We start from the raw sequence: 15,088 nt of genomic DNA, 5'->3' as shown, positions 1-15,088 counted from the left end.
CGCATACTTGTATGCGGGGGTATTTTTATGGGAATTAATCATCTGCTATTGATTGTATTAGTTAGCTGCATAGTCCAACACACTTTGACGACGCTCATCTTGACTAGCGATGATCTAACATATCCCAGCAGACAGTTGATTCATTTCAGCTGTCACAAAACCTTAGGCTAACTGTCACCTCGCGTTCATTCCCTCACTCTATTATTCAGACTGTTAACAAATACATAACTTTAGTCAGACTAATATTAGCGCAATAATATTGCTGACGTTTGGCATGGAGGCAAACATGAAGATGAGTATCAGTCAGTTAGATAAATATTGTTTTTATTGGATTGTACAATTTAGCCGAGATAACGGCTTAAATGTGGCGGCTAAGCGTGTGTCAGCAACAGGTGATGGACATTATTATGCGTATCTATCTGTCGCATTATTATTTCTTCATCCAAATGGGCAGCATTTTTTTAATTTGGCACTTGGCAGTTTTGTGGTTGAATTTCCGTTGTATTTATTGTTGAAAAATACTATTCGACGTCATCGTCCATGTCACGCATTAGCCGGTTTTACGTCAAGTTATGAGCCTTCAGACAAATTTAGTTTACCTTCGGGGCATACCGCAGGTGCATTTTTGTTTGCTAGTGTTATCAATGTGGTTTTTCCTGCCTTGGCCCCAGTAGCCTTTGCCTGGGCGTGCTTTGTCGGCATTTCACGTATCTCTCTTGGAGTGCACTACCCTATGGATATTATTGCTGGAGCAGGGTTAGGGATCGCAAGCGTATTATTTGTTGAACAATTCATATTATAGCGACATATATGGTAATCCTTCATAGTGCCACAGCGTATGTGATAACCAGTGTAGCGTCTTGCAATCTTAATTAATAAGCCGTCAAGGAAAGTGAGCTAACATGAAAATTTTGTACGGAGTTCAAGGCACTGGGAATGGCCATATCAGTCGCGCTCGTGTGATGTCTAAAGCGCTTAAGCAACAGAATATTGATGTTGATTTTTTATTCTCTGGTCGCGCACCCCAACATTATTTCGATATGCAATGCTTTGACGATTATCAGACTCGAAGTGGTATGACATTTGTGACTGAAAGTGGCCGTGTTAATACTGCAAAAACGGTCATGTCCAATATGAAAACCTCAATCTTATCTGAGATAAAACAGTTAGATTTATCAGGTTATGATTTAGTGTTGAATGATTTTGAACCCGTGAGTGCCTGGGCTGCAAAGCAACAAAATGTTCCATCAATTGCCATTAGTCATCAGGCGGCATTACAATATCCTGTGCCTAAACAGGGTAATAGCTGGTTTAATGAGTATTTACTAAAACATTTTGCTCCAGTTGATATTGCTTTAGGCTGTCACTGGCATCACTTTGGCTTTCCTATTTTACCTCCTTTTGTTGAGGTCTCACCCAATGGCGGCGATCATAGTCATCAAATTCTGGTGTATTTACCGTTTGAGGATGCCGATAGCGTCGCTGAATTTTTAGCACCCTTTGATCAATACCACTTTTTTGTTTATCACAGTACACAACCTTTGAAACCGTTGTCGGATCACATTCATTGGCATGGCTTTGATCGCGATGGTTTTAAGCAGCACATGGCGCAGTGCGGTGGCGTTATGGGTAATGCTGGTTTTGAGTTAGCCAGTGAAGCGATGACATTAGGTAAGAAATTATTAGTTAAACCTCTACAGGGACAGTATGAGCAATCAGCCAATGTTGCAGCGTTACAATTACTCGCCGCCGCAGATAGTATGCAAACGTTAGATCCTGTGGTGCTGAAACGCTGGTTGAAAAGTCCATCGCCTAAGCCTATCGCGTATCCGCAAATAGGAGATGCATTGGCTAAGTGGATAAAAATGGGGGATTGGCAGCAACCGCAAGAGTTATGTCAACAATTATGGTCACAAGTTGAGATACCTGAAAACTGGCGTAAGCGTCAATAATATTGGCAGTAATATAAACTTGTTGTGGTAAAATTCCCACGGCATTTAAAAGTGCGTAAACGTCGCACTTTTAAGCAACCATTTTACTTAAGGAAGGCGTTGGTATAGAAGTTCTATTAGCTCATCTTCTAATTCGAAACGTGACTCCATTGCTTGTGCCAAATGGGATAAATCGTTGTCGAGTTGATACAATACTTGCTCGTCTACCGCATCGGTATATTTATCATTAAAGTCTAATGCGATGTCAGTGCTTTCACTTATCATTGGCAATAAGCCGTTAGCGGTTTCTATACTGGCTTCACCAAACTTTTCACAGGCTTTAACAACATTGTTGTACACCTCAAAGTGGCCTTCCGAAACATAATCAACTAATTGAGCGCAAAACTGTTTTACTTGATCCATGCTAGGAAGTGATTTTTCGCTACGAGAATAGGGTGCTAAACCTGCAACGATAAAATATTGGATCAATAATTTACGGCGATGATTAATCCATTGGTCGATCAAATTATGAGAACCACCCCAGCGTTTCTCTGCTTTTTCTAATTTAGTTAGCATGTTTTCTCTCTAATTAGCCGTTTTTCTATAACAACTAATGTATTGGACAAAGTATATAACGATCAACTGTTTTATTTTATTTGCCTAGGAATAAGCCATTTTTGTGCAAAAGACATCAGATATTAAAACCACACTCATAAAAAACCCCGTGATGGGCATGCCATCACGGGGTAACTAAGTTTTCAAAGGCTCGATGTGTCGGGCTTCTTGATTGTTCTTGCTAGCGCACACTTTTTATACCAAACCCGATAACTCGACGCAACTTTTAATCCGATAAATTGCGATTTACACATCAGAGTTGTGCGTTTTGTGAGCACAAGGGCGGTTGTGCTAATAAAATCGCCAATAGATTTAGGATTAGCTCACATAAATTCGGCATCAGTGGTTACATTAATCGCGTAAGTGCTAAACTAACGCCCAGCAGAAATCATAACAGTCTAGGAACAAAGTCCACATGGCAGAATTAAAAAATGATCGTTATTTACGTGCGTTGCTAAAGCAGCCAGTCGATGTCACTCCAGTTTGGATGATGCGTCAAGCAGGCCGTTATTTACCTGAGTACAAAGAAGTTCGTGCCCAGGCTGGTGACTTTATGTCGTTATGTCGTAATGCGGAACTCGCTTGTGAAGTGACATTACAGCCATTACGTCGTTATGATTTAGATGCTGCGATTTTATTCTCAGATATCCTGACTGTGCCAGATGCAATGGGCCTAGGGTTGTACTTTGAAGCGGGTGAAGGTCCTCGTTTTGAGCGTCCAACTGACACAATTGATGCCATTAAAAAATTATCTATTCCTGATCCAGAAGACGAGCTAGGTTATGTAATGCGTGCTGTGAGCACCATTCGCCGTGAATTAAATGGTTCAGTGCCATTAATCGGTTTCTCTGGTTCACCTTGGACTTTAGCCACTTATATGGTTGAAGGTGGTTCAAGCAAAACCTTCGAAAAAATTAAGCGTATGGCCTATGCTGAACCTGCTGCATTGCACATGTTATTAGACAAGTTAGCAGACTCAGTAGTGTTATATCTTAATGCTCAGGTGGCTAACGGCGCACAATCGTTAATGATATTCGACTCGTGGGGCGGTGCATTATCGCATCACGCTTACCGTGAGTTCTCATTACGTTACATGCAAAAAATTGTTGATGGTTTAACCCGTTTTGCTGACGGCCGTAAAGTGCCTGTTACCTTGTTCACTAAGGGCGGCGGATTATGGTTAGAGTCTATGGCTGAAACCGGTTGTGATGCATTAGGTTTAGATTGGACTGTTGATATTGGTGATGCTCGTCGCCGCGTAGGTCATAAAGTGGCTTTACAAGGCAACATGGACCCATCAATGTTGTATGCTACGCCAGAGCGTATTCATCAAGAAGTTGATCAAATTCTAGCAAGTTACGGTGAAGGTACTGGCCATGTATTTAACTTAGGCCATGGCATTCATCAACATGTTGATCCTGAACATGCAGGTGCATTTATCAATTCTGTGCATGAGTTGTCTGGTAAATACCACAAGTAATTTAGTGGTACTGACTAACAAAAAAAGCGAATCTTCGGATTCGCTTTTTTGTTGCCAAAATTAAAAGTTGTTTGATGTTTTTCTAACATTGCCAGTTAAAATATACTTATCATTTTTGAGTAGGCCCTGCTTTTATCATAGTTATTTATGACTATAGAACGAAAAGGTTAAACATAATAAAATTATCCGTAATTACATTTGAGCTATAGATTGTGGTTCAAACATAACGTTTATTTAAAATGTGCACTTAATTAATCAAGGAAGATATTATGCCAATTGAAATTTGTATTTGCCCTAAAGGGCGGATAACAGGTCTTAGTTCTAATACACCACCATCAATCTTAGAAGCAACTTTTCAGGCTCCAGGTGTTCCACAAGTTAACTTCATGGATAGTTTTAAAACGGCATATACTCAAGACCATTTATTGAATAATGAATTAGGTAAATTTAAAACTAAACCATTACATCAAAGACAAACCATTGCGCAGGTTAATGCAGCTGTTGGGCCTGATATGCTATTAGCATTATCTGATTTCTATGATCAACAGCTAGATAGTTTACCAAAAGATTTTTTTGCAGAGCAGAATAAAGCAATGATGGGAGCATCCATCGGTGCTATGGGTCATCATTTATCACAATTACAAAGCGTAATAAAAGAATACCAAATGGCGCTTGAAAACGTGCGTAATGCTTACCGTTCAAAAATGCCAAAGCTAGAAGTCCTTAAGTTTGAACAAACGGCGCGGCAGTTACATAGTAGGTTAAATACACAGTTTCACAATGAAATTTCAAAACGACTAGCTAGCTCAAGAGCTCGTAAGGCGAGTATTTGGAACAATGCTGATCGTGGCCTTAATCAGGCCAAAAGTGCTAGAACGACTAAACCGATTCAAATTTCGTCTGCAAAAGAACTAAGATCATTAAGTAAATTTGCTGGCGCAGCTAAATTTGGTGGTAATGCTCTATTACTGCTGGATGTTCACTCTCGAGCGACAGGAGTAAGGGATACCTTTGAGAGCGGCGGTAATTGGGAAAAACAGGCTTTGCAAGAAACTGTCGGTTTTTCTATGGGATTTGCTGCAGGAACTGCTACAACAACTGGTGTTTATGGCGTTGCGGTAGGAATTGCATTAGCGTTTACGCCCGCAGGATGGGCTGTGGTTATTGGTGTTGGAGTGGGAGCATCTGCTGGATTTTTAGCTGGTTATTTAGCTGACCAGTTTGGGAAAGGTATAACAGGATCTGTTTATGAGTTAAGCAGTGGCTGGTGATTTTAAATGTTTGAGTATAAAGATCTATTTGTAATTATCAGTGTTTTAGTAATGATAAACTTTGGTGTATCACTACTAATATTTGCACAATTGACTGTTCATCCTTTAGAGAAAAAAATTAAGAGTTCAGGAGGAGAATTACCCAAATGGGACAGTATGGGAATTCGTATCTCGAGTTATGCCTTTTCTTTGATATATAGTATTAAAGAAACATCTGCACAAATGGTGGATGAAAATTCGGTACGAAAATTTGCAACTAAAAATGATCGTATCAGAGCTATTTATACTATAACTTCTCTTGTTATTTTTTTATTATTTGCAATATTCTATTCGCTTTTTTTTGACGAAAACTAAAAACTAAACAGGTAGAAATTTATATGCTTACTGCAATGGTTAGTGGCTCCGCTTAAGCACTTGTTCAACTCAGATTGGTTTTTTCTGGAGGTTTCGCGCTGGAACTGTCGCAGCAGTTAGTGCTTATAGCATTGGAGTTGGTATTGCGCTAGCATTTACACCAGTTGGATGGGCTATTGTGATTGGTGTTGGTGCAGCCGCTTCTGTTGGTTTCCTTGTTGGATTGGGTTTCGATACAGCAGGTAAAAAAATTACGGGTAAACTTTATGATGCAAGCAGTAATTGGTAATTGATGATGGAAAATTATGAAAGTATATTTTGGTTGTGTTGCTGTATTCCGTTAGTCAATTTCTTTATAGCTTATTTGGTTTTTGCGCAAATGACCGTCCACCCTATAGAGAAGAAAATTAAGGCTTCAGGTGGAAGCATACCGGAATGGGATAATATGGGGATGAGAATTCCGAGTTATGCTGTAGCAATGCTCTTACCGGTTAAAGTAAAGGCTGCACAAGCTATAGATGAAGATTCTGTTCAGAAGTTTACTTCTAAAAGTGATAAAAAAAGAGCTATATATTTTATGTGCTCGTTTGTCATTATATTAATACCAGTAATGGCTGGCTACTTTATATTTGGTCCCAATTAGAGCCCGAGAAATTCATTTATTATAAGTACCTTTATATTCAACTAAAAGTGTTGAGATCCTCATGTTTTCAATCTCAACAAATTCAACCTCTAACTCTGCGTTCCAAGCTCTATCTTAAATTCACTGCCTACACTCAGTTGACTGTCTATTCCAATTATATTTCAATAAGCCTAATGACTGTCTGATGATGGTATCCAGACGCCGAGTTGTGGCATGCTTTGATTAGCGTTAAACGACAATGTGATTATCGCCAATTGTTTAAGAGTATCAATGGTATACCTGCGATAGAGTCGCGCACGAACAAGTATTTTTGACCATTGTGGAGTGCATTGATTATTTGACTTTGGCATCCTGCGGGAGTGTAACGTAGGGTATAAACGGCCAATTTATGAGCCTATTTGGCCATGTTCAAGAGAGGTAAACTCTAAAACTTTGTCTGTAGATGTTTGCTGGCCAATGTTCAAGCTGTCATGGATTTGGATGATCTAGTATAGGATCATAATCAAAATTCTTTATTTAATTGCGACCCGTATGAATAAGGAGTCTCAACTAATTTTTGCCAATTTATTACAAAGGCTTAACATCGTAGCCGCTAATATAGGCGTGTGCTAAAGTGTGTTAACACTCAAAATAATAAAATGAATATGATTAGAGAGCTTACTGCCACTGACTTTGACGCGGTGATCAACTTAGGTGAAATCGTCCACGGAAGTGGCTATATGGATTTGGCTGAACTAACAGCTATTTACCATAAAGGGATAAAAAAGGGCATTAATGCCAATTTTGTCGCACTTGAAAATGAACAACTTATTGGCTTTCGGTTAACGTATGCCGCAGGACAATGGCCGCAAGATCAATGGTGCACTGTTGATCGATGGGGCGTTGATTTTAATGATGTGTGTTATTTCAAATCAAACACCATTGCTGAATCTGGCCGCGGTCAAGGGCTTGGTGGTAAGTTGTTAGCAGCATCTAAAGCGGCAGTCATGGCACAAGGCGCTAAGGCAGGAGTAAGTCATTTATGGCAGCAAAGCCCAAATAATGCTGCGGTGCGTTATTTTACCAAGGCAGGTGGTAAGCTGATCAAACAACATCCTCAGCGTTGGCATCAACGTTATATGGGCGAAGATTATATTTGCGTGTTATGTGGTGAAGATTGTCACTGTGTTGCCTGTGAAATGTTGCTGGTATTTTAATGTCTATTGTCTAAATCAATAATAAAAAAAGAAGACTAATATGTACGATCCGCTGATTAATTCTCACCCCAATAAGCAACAGTTCGCCTCCAGTTATTGGGCAAGCACCCAAGCATTACCCGAGCCGACGGCACCATTATTGGGCCGCCAAAAAACTGATGTAGCCATTATCGGGGGCGGCTATACCGGCTTATTAACGGCGTATTATTTAGCAACCGAATTCAATATTGATAGCCATGTACTTGAGGCCAACCAAGTCGGTTTTGGTGCCAGTGCCCGCAATGCCGGTTTTGTATTAAAAGGCTCGGGTCGTTTAGGTTATGCGGCAATGACTCAGCGTTGGGACTTAGCGACGACTAAGGGGATATATGATGAGTTTACTCAAGCAGTGGCTAGAGTTGATGGTCTGATAAAACAGCACAGTATTGCTTGTGAACCGCAAGAGGCGGGATACTTAAAAGTGGCGCATAATCCCAAGGCGCTAGTGTCGCTGCAAAATGCCGCCAATTATATTCAACAAAACCTAGCAAGTAGCCAAGATTCAGGCGCTGAATTTATTTCAAGCCAAGACTTTCGGACGCAGTATTTAGATCATCATCAAGCTTTTGGTGCGCTTCGCCTAAAAGACGGTTTTGGGGTCAATCCGTTAAAGTTACTGCTCGGTTATAAAGCGATGGTGCAAGCTCTAGGGGTGACGATTTCTGAACAGTCGTGCGTGTTAGATTGGGTTGAAGAGGGCGGCAAACATCGTCTGATCACCGACAGTGGGGAACTGGTTGCCAATAAAGTGATCATGGCTGGCAATGCTTATACACCTAAACGGTTTAATCACCGCGTAGACGATAAGTTTTTACCAATACTAAGCAATGTTATTGTGACCCAGCCGCTTACCGCTCAAGAGCTTACAGAAGCGGGTTTACATACTCATCAAGTGACCATGGATACCCGTATTTTAAAATACTATTACCGATTATTACCCGACAACCGTTTATTGTTTGGTGGCCGAGGCGCGGTGTGGGGTAAAGATGCTGCTAACCCTGTTTACGGCGAGCGTTTAAAAATGGCGTTAAATAAGTGCTTTCCAAGCTTAACTAATAAAGCCATTGCCTATAACTGGACCGGGTGGATTGCTGCCGCAATGGATGATATGCCTCATGTGTATAGCAAAGGTGGTGTGGGATATAGCCTAGGATATTGCGGTGCTGGAGTGTCTTTTAGTAGCCAAGCTGCGTATCGCTTAGCGCAAAGTATTGCCGGTGAAGCCTTGCCCAATCTACCCTTGTATCAGCAACCACTGCCGAGATTCCCCTTTACCCAAGCAAGGCGGCTTGGGCAATGGGGTTATTATCATTATGGCTGGTTAAAAGATCGCTTTGGTTAACCGACCACTTCACCTGTGCTGATTTTAGTTTCGTCTAATGGCTCAATTTTAAAATTAAAATAAGCATAAGAAGCGCTCACCAATGGGCAAACTAGGTTAAAAAAGGCATAGGGTAGGTAAGCGATAGTTGCAACACCTAGGGTACTTGCCATAAATGCGCCACAGGTATTCCAAGGCACTAGTGGGCTGGTAACTGTTGCAGCATCTTCTAGTGTGCGGCTTAAATTAACTGCGGCTAATTTACGGCGAGTGTACTCTACTTTTAACATTCTGCCCGGCAGTACGATGGCAATGTATTGGTCTGCAGTAATGATGTTAGCGCCAATACACACTCCCAGAGTGGTAATGATCAAACTGGTGGTACCGCTTACTACAGTAAGAATGCTTTCTAAAATGCGGCTTAATAATCCGGTCACTTCCATCACGCCACCAAAGGCCATCGCACACAGTATGAGCCATACTGTCGTTACCATACTGCTCATGCCGCCGCGACTTAATAAGCTGTCTAATACAGCATCACCAGTGTTAGCAACATAGCCGTCAAACATGGCTATCCAGATACCTTTCACAAGGGCGACAATGGGTAGCAAGGTGTCATCGTGTACAAAGGCTATCACGTTATCAAACTGAAATAGCGCTGCACATACCGCGCCCGCCAAGGTGCCTAATATGACCGTTGGAAATGCTGGCATTTTTCGGTTCGCTAAATATAACACCACTAATAATGGTATTAATAAATGCATTCCAGGATGATAAGTTTGATCCAGTAATGCCAGAGTATCGGTTAGTTGGTTTTCAATTGGTGCGGCATCTGCGGTCAGGCCTAAAAAGGTAAAACCAATAAGTGCAATGATAATGCTGGGTACAGTGGTCCACGTCATGTGGCGAATGTGGCTAAATATATCCGTACCCGCAACGGCTGGAGCAAGGTTGGTGGTGTCTGACATTGGCGACATTTTGTCACCAAAATAAGCGCCACTGATAATAGCGCCAGCAGTGATATTAACATCTAATCCCATCGCTGAAGAAATTCCCACCAAGGCAATACCAAGCGTACCGGCTACTGTCCAAGAGCTACCAATACTCAGCGCGACTACTGCACACAGTAAGCAGCAGGCGGTGTAAAAATAATCAGGGTTAAGGATTTGCATACCGTAATAAATCATCGTCGGTACTGTACCAGCGAGAATCCAGGTACCAATCAGTGACCCCACGCTGAATAAAATCAGCAATGCGCCTGTGGCTACGCCAATACTTTTTACAATACCGCGCTCCATTTGATTCCAGCTATAACCATTTTTATAACCGATAATCATCGCAATACACGCCGCCAGTACTAGGGCAATTTGGTTAGCGCCAGAGGAACTGTCTGATGAAAAAAGATACACTGCCGCCGCGAGCATAATAATTAGCGCAAAAACGGGGATAAGAGCATCGAATAAAGTAGGTTTTTTGTGCTCGGATGGAGATGGGTTTTGTGGCGCCGATTGAGACATAGTACTTCCCTTGTTGTTATTATTTTTGACCAATATCTCATTCGTGTGAGTTGGCTAAGTGTTATCGTAATAGGTTGGTAACTTATTCGTAACAGGTCCACATCCTGACATAAAAATACCTGTTAAGTCGAACATTGTTGGGCTTAACAGGGATTTTTATAATGGGGTTTTATTACGGTTAACTATGAGTGTGCTTGGTTAAGTACTTTGTGTGGTTATATATGTGATATATAAGGTTTGGTGTGAATAAATAGCCGCTGAGGATACCTGGTGTTACCAGACGTATCCTCATGGAAACGAAGAGCGTTAATAGAGCGATATGGGCAATACATCAGTATTGCTATGATACAGATTATTTATTTAAATGACTTATTATGGTCTTTTCAGCATCTGCTTTAGTCGCCTTTCCTTTGACTACATCAAGTTTTGCTGTCGCGCTGTGACCTGTCATGTCTTCTGCAATATGTAACCAATCAGGATGCCAATAAAAAGAGGTTCCTGACACGGTATTCCAGTTGTGTACCCCTGATTTTTCACCTTGATAAATCAGGTCGCCGCTAGAAAATTTCATTTAATCCTCCAAAATCTTTATGAATAGGCTATCTAAAGTACAGAAGTTGAAAGAGCTGAAAAGCTCATCACACTCCTTTGGACTTAGTAGATTGCGCCATGGGATAAGATGTTTTTGTGATCTAAATCAAAAAAATGGCTGATGATGGATAATCTAAACAGTAATTAATTTTTCGCACAACATTGTTAATAATGAAAAATCCCTGAGATGTTGCCATCACAGGGATTTTTATAATGGGCTAAATGATACTCGCTATTTAGCCTTTAGCTTGCTCACGAGCTATTGCGCGATAAGCAATATCGGTACGGAAATAGACATCATCCCAGTGGATGGTATTCACTAATGCGTAAGCCGCTTTTTGTGCTTCAGTGACGGTATTTCCTAATGCGGTAGCACATAACACGCGGCCACCATTCGTCACTGCATGGCCGTCTTTGATGCAGGTTCCTGCATGGAACACTTTCCCGTTAGTATCGCCAAGGGTTAAGCCGTCAATCACATCGCCTTTGTTATACGCGTCAGGATACCCGCCTGCAGCCATAACAACACCCACTGCCGCACGTGGGTCGAAGTCTGCAGTGACTTTGTCTAATTCGCCACGAGTCGCGGCTAAGCAAAGCTCCACAATATCGGACTGTAAACGCATCATGATCGGTTGGGTTTCAGGATCACCAAACCGGCAATTATACTCAAGCACTTTGGCGCTACCGTCTGGTGCAATCATTAGACCTGCGTATAAAAAGCCAGTATAGACATTACCTTCAGCCGCCATGCCATCAACCGTTGGGCGAATAACATTAGCGATAGTCCAGTCGTGTACAGCTTGTGTTACCACTGGAGCTGGTGAGTATGCACCCATGCCGCCAGTGTTAGGGCCGTAGTCGCCATTATCTCGGGCTTTATGGTCTTGGCTGGTGGCCATAGCAAGAATATTTTTGCCGTCTACCATGACGATAAAGCTGGCTTCTTCACCTGTTAAAAATTCTTCAACCACCACGCGTGAACCAGCATCACCAAACTTATTGCCTGCTAGCATGTCATCAATGGCGGCATCAGCTTGGGCTTGATCTGCGGCGATAATCACCCCTTTACCCGCAGCCAAACCGTCGGCTTTAATCACAACTGGAAAGCCTGTTTTGCTCGTCAGTTCAGTCACGTACGCTTTAGCTAATGGAATGTCAGTAAAGTTTGAATACTCAGCTGTAGGAATATGATGACGGGCTAAAAAGTCTTTGGTGAAGGCTTTTGAAGATTCAAGCTGCGCAGCGCCTTTAGTTGGGCCAAAAATCGCTAAACCAGCGGCATTAAAAGCGTCAACGACACCTAACGATAATGGAACTTCTGGGCCGACAATTGTGATTGCAATAGCGTTATCTTGGGCAAAGGCGACTAAGGCGTCAATTTGCTCTACATCAATGGCAACGTTTTCTAATTTTGGTTCTAAGGCAGTACCGGCATTACCGGGTGCAACAAAAACTTTTTCAACTTGAGCAGACTGAGCGGCTTTCCAAGCTAGAGCATGTTCACGACCGCCGCCACCAATTATAAGTACCTGCATCTTTAATCCTTTTATAGCTGCGCTATGTTCTCTATTTCTGCTTCAAGCATGCTCACTTATCCTTATAAGCTGCGCGTGCTTTCATTGAACTAGAAAAAAATAGCTACGCTCTAATTCGTTTAAACAAAATTTAAAAAGTATCGCTTGTTATCTACTTTTACAAAAACATTTAGCAAAGCAAGATTGATAAGCGATACCCATATTTGCATTTATTAGTGGCGGAAGTGGCGCATGCCAGTAAATACCATGGCCATACCGTGCTCGTCTGCTGCAGCGATGATTTCTTCATCGCGAATAGAACCACCCGGTTGGATAATGCAGCTAATACCAGCCGCGGCAGCCGCGTCGATACCATCGCGGAATGGGAAGAAAGCATCTGATGCCATTACTGAATTTTCAACCACTAGACCTTCATCGGCAGCTTTAATACCCGCTATTTTAGCTGAGTAAACGCGGCTCATTTGGCCTGCACCCACACCGATCGTCATGCCGTCTTTGGCATAAACAATAGCATTTGATTTAACAAACTTAGCCACTTTCCAGCAGAACATTAAGTCTTTTAATTCTGCAGCAGTGGGTTGACGCTTAGATACCACTTTAACGTCGGCTAAGTCGACCATGCCTTGGTCGCGATCTTGTATTAATAAACCGCCATTAACGCGTTTGTAATCGAGCGTTGTGGTTTTGGTATTCCACTGGCCACATTCGAGTAAACGCACATTAGCTTTAGCGGCAATAATATCGCGAGCAGCTTGGCTCACTTTCGGGGCGATAATTACTTCAACAAACTGACGGTCAACAATCGCTTGCGCAGTGTCAGCATCTAACTCTTGGTTAAAGGCGATGATGCCACCAAACGCTGAGGTTGGGTCGGTTTTAAATGCGCGGTCATAAGCTTCTAACAAGTTAGCGCCTAATGCAACGCCACAAGGGTTAGCATGCTTAACGATAACGCAGGCAGGGCCTTCAAATTCTTTAACACACTCAAGGGCAGAGTCTGTGTCGGCGATATTATTGTAAGACAGTGCCTTACCTTGTAACTGAATCGCACTGGCAACAGAAGCTTCATCAATTTGGGTATCAACATAAAACGCCGCTTTTTGATGGCTGTTTTCACCGTAGCGTAAATCTTGCTTTTTAATGAACTGAGAATTAAACGTCCGTGGGAACGTTGAGTCGTCATGGCATTCGTCGTTACTGTGCGCCGGAACCATAGTGCCAAAGTAATTAGCAATCATACCGTCATAGGCTGCGGTATGTTCAAATGCGGCAATCGCTAGGTCAAAACGCGTTGCTAGCGTGGTGCTGCCGTTGTTAGCTTGCATTTCTGTAATGACGCGACGGTAATCTTTTGCATTAACCACAATCGTAGTGTCTTTGTGGTTTTTCGCGGTTGAACGCACCATAGTTGGGCCGCCAATGTCGATGTTCTCAACAGCGTCCGCTAAGGTACAACCTGGTTTTGCAACGGTTTCTGCAAATGGATACAAGTTAACAGCAACTAAGTCGATAGGCTTAATAGCGTTTTGTTCCATGACGATTTCGTCGATACCACGACGCGCTAAAATGCCGCCGTGAATTTTTGGATGTAAGGTTTTAACACGACCATCCATAATTTCTGGGTGACCTGTGTAGTCAGAAACTTCAATTACCGGGATGTTGTTGTCTGCAAGTAGTTTTGCAGTACCGCCCGTAGACAGGAGTTCGACACCTTGTGCATGCAGCGCTTGTGCAAACTCAAGGATTCCAGTTTTATCTGATACGCTTAATAGCGCGCGACGAATTGGTCTGACATTATTCATGTAGGTACAGGGTCCACTAGTTTGATTTTAAGGATCTTTCGTAAAACAGAATCAGGCTAAGTCTGCTTTACCAAAGTCCCTCATAGTGTTTTTACGATTGCTTAATACCTTCTAGGCCGACTGTGTTGTGATCAGGCGGACGTATTTTATCGTAATCCGCTTCTTTAAGGTGTTTTTTCTACGTGATTTCACAATATTGAAATAAGAACAAAGATACGCAAACATAATCATTAAACAACCCTTGACCTTGGATTAAACTCTAAGGTTTATACTCGGGTAAAATCTACACTAGATTGATGGCTTCATTATCTCAAGCGGCGGTGACGATATGTATCGAATAGGCGAACTTTCTGCCTTGTACGACATTAAGGCTGACACATTACGGTTTTACGAAAAACATGGCTTATTATCACCATCAAGCCGTTCAGATGCCGGTTATCGACTCTATAACAGTAGTGATTCTGAGCGACTTAAATTTATTTTACGTGCTAAAGCGGTTGGTTTTTCGCTTAATGAAATTGCCGATTTACTGTCTATTGAAGTGGACAAGTCAAACCGCGCATGTGCTGATGTTAAAGGCTTAGTCGATACTAAGCTTGAGCAAGTCGAAGCCAAGTTAGCTGAGCTACAACATTTTGCCACTTCACTGAAGAGTTTATCGAATACCTGCTGTGGCGGACCTGATAGTGCTGAGCATTGCTCAATACTTGAAGCGTTAGAGTCGTCAGACAAACACATTATTGCTAAAAAAGAACATCATCATTTTTCTCAACCAGGTCATAAGGATTAG

The 15,088-nt window shown here is 42.0% G+C and carries 14 protein-coding genes; 9 read left to right on the top strand and 5 right to left on the bottom strand.

Going from position 1 to position 15,088, the window contains the following annotated elements; genetic code table 11:
* Positions 1-286 precede the first annotated feature (286 nt).
* Both H5185_RS08210 and H5185_RS08205 read left to right on the top strand, forming a co-directional pair.
* Complete coding sequence (locus H5185_RS08210) at positions 287-802, top strand: phosphatase PAP2 family protein (protein ID WP_182723352.1); 516 nt, start codon at positions 287-289, stop codon at positions 800-802.
* 100 nt (positions 803-902) lie between these two features.
* A complete protein-coding gene (locus tag H5185_RS08205) occupies positions 903-1,952 on the top strand; it encodes an MJ1255/VC2487 family glycosyltransferase (protein WP_182741797.1) in 1,050 nt (349 codons plus the stop codon).
* Positions 1,953-2,039: 87 nt separating this feature from the next.
* On the opposite strand, the gene rsd is transcribed toward H5185_RS08205, so the two are convergent.
* Entirely contained in the window at positions 2,040-2,507 is a 468-nt protein-coding gene (rsd, locus tag H5185_RS08200) for a sigma D regulator (protein ID WP_124017266.1), read from the bottom strand.
* A gap of 454 nt (positions 2,508-2,961) precedes the next feature.
* Between rsd and hemE the strand changes: the two genes are divergently transcribed.
* The 6 genes from hemE to H5185_RS08170 all read left to right on the top strand — a co-directional run bounded on the left by hemE (position 2,962) and on the right by H5185_RS08170 (position 8,871).
* Entirely contained in the window at positions 2,962-4,026 is a 1,065-nt protein-coding gene (gene hemE, locus H5185_RS08195; RefSeq protein ID WP_182698426.1) for a uroporphyrinogen decarboxylase, read from the top strand.
* Between the two features lie 269 nt (positions 4,027-4,295).
* Entirely contained in the window at positions 4,296-5,297 is a 1,002-nt protein-coding gene (locus H5185_RS08190) for a hypothetical protein (RefSeq protein WP_182741796.1), read from the top strand.
* 6 nt (positions 5,298-5,303) lie between these two features.
* A complete protein-coding gene (locus tag H5185_RS08185) occupies positions 5,304-5,651 on the top strand; it encodes a hypothetical protein (protein ID WP_182741795.1) in 348 nt (115 codons plus the stop codon).
* Positions 5,652-5,946: 295 nt separating this feature from the next.
* Complete coding sequence (locus tag H5185_RS08180) at positions 5,947-6,294, top strand: hypothetical protein (protein WP_182698425.1); 348 nt, start codon at positions 5,947-5,949, stop codon at positions 6,292-6,294.
* Between the two features lie 638 nt (positions 6,295-6,932).
* On the top strand, positions 6,933-7,490 hold the full coding sequence (locus H5185_RS08175; RefSeq protein ID WP_124017268.1) for a GNAT family N-acetyltransferase: 558 nt from the start codon (positions 6,933-6,935) through the stop codon (positions 7,488-7,490).
* A 40-nt stretch (positions 7,491-7,530) separates the two neighbouring features.
* Positions 7,531-8,871, top strand: a complete 1,341-nt coding sequence (locus H5185_RS08170) for an FAD-binding oxidoreductase (RefSeq protein ID WP_182741794.1) — start codon at positions 7,531-7,533, stop codon at positions 8,869-8,871.
* On the opposite strand, the gene nhaC is transcribed toward H5185_RS08170, so the two are convergent.
* The 4 genes from nhaC to purH all read right to left on the bottom strand — a co-directional run bounded on the left by nhaC (position 8,868) and on the right by purH (position 14,298).
* Positions 8,868-10,367, bottom strand: a complete 1,500-nt coding sequence (gene nhaC, locus H5185_RS08165; protein WP_124017270.1) for a Na+/H+ antiporter NhaC — start codon at positions 10,365-10,367, stop codon at positions 8,868-8,870. The genes H5185_RS08170 and nhaC overlap by 4 nt on opposite strands.
* 352 nt (positions 10,368-10,719) lie before the next feature.
* Positions 10,720-10,938: a hypothetical protein gene (locus tag H5185_RS08160; protein WP_182698421.1), complete on the bottom strand. Its 219-nt coding sequence runs from the start codon at positions 10,936-10,938 to the stop codon at positions 10,720-10,722.
* 256 nt (positions 10,939-11,194) lie between these two features.
* Complete coding sequence (gene purD, locus H5185_RS08155; protein WP_182698420.1) at positions 11,195-12,496, bottom strand: phosphoribosylamine--glycine ligase; 1,302 nt, start codon at positions 12,494-12,496, stop codon at positions 11,195-11,197.
* 212 nt (positions 12,497-12,708) lie between these two features.
* The gene (gene purH / locus H5185_RS08150; RefSeq protein WP_124017273.1) at positions 12,709-14,298 is read right to left on the bottom strand and encodes a bifunctional phosphoribosylaminoimidazolecarboxamide formyltransferase/IMP cyclohydrolase; all 1,590 of its coding nucleotides are present in this window, start codon (positions 14,296-14,298) and stop codon (positions 12,709-12,711) included.
* Between the two features lie 328 nt (positions 14,299-14,626).
* Between purH and zntR the strand changes: the two genes are divergently transcribed.
* A complete protein-coding gene (gene zntR / locus H5185_RS08145) occupies positions 14,627-15,088 on the top strand; it encodes a Zn(2+)-responsive transcriptional regulator (protein WP_124017274.1) in 462 nt (153 codons plus the stop codon).

The sequence above is a fragment of the Shewanella sp. SG44-6 genome, assembly GCF_014164185.1.
In the GTDB taxonomy this organism is placed as follows: Bacteria; Pseudomonadota; Gammaproteobacteria; order Enterobacterales; family Shewanellaceae; genus Shewanella; species Shewanella vesiculosa.
Note: the sequence above shows the minus strand (reverse complement) of the source record. Positions and strands in the feature narration are given on the sequence as shown.

Excerpts from the sequence above, each read along its gene's own strand:
- H5185_RS08185 (WP_182741795.1), top strand. The coding sequence starts at position 5,304 with ATGTTTGAGTATAAAGATCTATTTGTAATTATCAGTGTTTTAGTAATG.
- H5185_RS08180 (WP_182698425.1), top strand. The coding sequence starts at position 5,947 with ATGGAAAATTATGAAAGTATATTTTGGTTGTGTTGCTGTATTCCGTTA.
- purH (WP_124017273.1), bottom strand. The coding sequence starts at position 14,298 with ATGAATAATGTCAGACCAATTCGTCGCGCGCTATTAAGCGTATCAGAT.
- purD (WP_182698420.1), bottom strand. The coding sequence starts at position 12,496 with ATGCAGGTACTTATAATTGGTGGCGGCGGTCGTGAACATGCTCTAGCT.
- rsd (WP_124017266.1), bottom strand. The coding sequence starts at position 2,507 with ATGCTAACTAAATTAGAAAAAGCAGAGAAACGCTGGGGTGGTTCTCAT.
- H5185_RS08205 (WP_182741797.1), top strand. The coding sequence starts at position 903 with ATGAAAATTTTGTACGGAGTTCAAGGCACTGGGAATGGCCATATCAGT.
- H5185_RS08160 (WP_182698421.1), bottom strand. The coding sequence starts at position 10,938 with ATGAAATTTTCTAGCGGCGACCTGATTTATCAAGGTGAAAAATCAGGG.
- H5185_RS08175 (WP_124017268.1), top strand. The coding sequence starts at position 6,933 with ATGAATATGATTAGAGAGCTTACTGCCACTGACTTTGACGCGGTGATC.
- zntR (WP_124017274.1), top strand. The coding sequence starts at position 14,627 with ATGTATCGAATAGGCGAACTTTCTGCCTTGTACGACATTAAGGCTGAC.
- hemE (WP_182698426.1), top strand. The coding sequence starts at position 2,962 with ATGGCAGAATTAAAAAATGATCGTTATTTACGTGCGTTGCTAAAGCAG.
- H5185_RS08170 (WP_182741794.1), top strand. The coding sequence starts at position 7,531 with ATGTACGATCCGCTGATTAATTCTCACCCCAATAAGCAACAGTTCGCC.
- H5185_RS08190 (WP_182741796.1), top strand. The coding sequence starts at position 4,296 with ATGCCAATTGAAATTTGTATTTGCCCTAAAGGGCGGATAACAGGTCTT.
- nhaC (WP_124017270.1), bottom strand. The coding sequence starts at position 10,367 with ATGTCTCAATCGGCGCCACAAAACCCATCTCCATCCGAGCACAAAAAA.
- H5185_RS08210 (WP_182723352.1), top strand. The coding sequence starts at position 287 with ATGAAGATGAGTATCAGTCAGTTAGATAAATATTGTTTTTATTGGATT.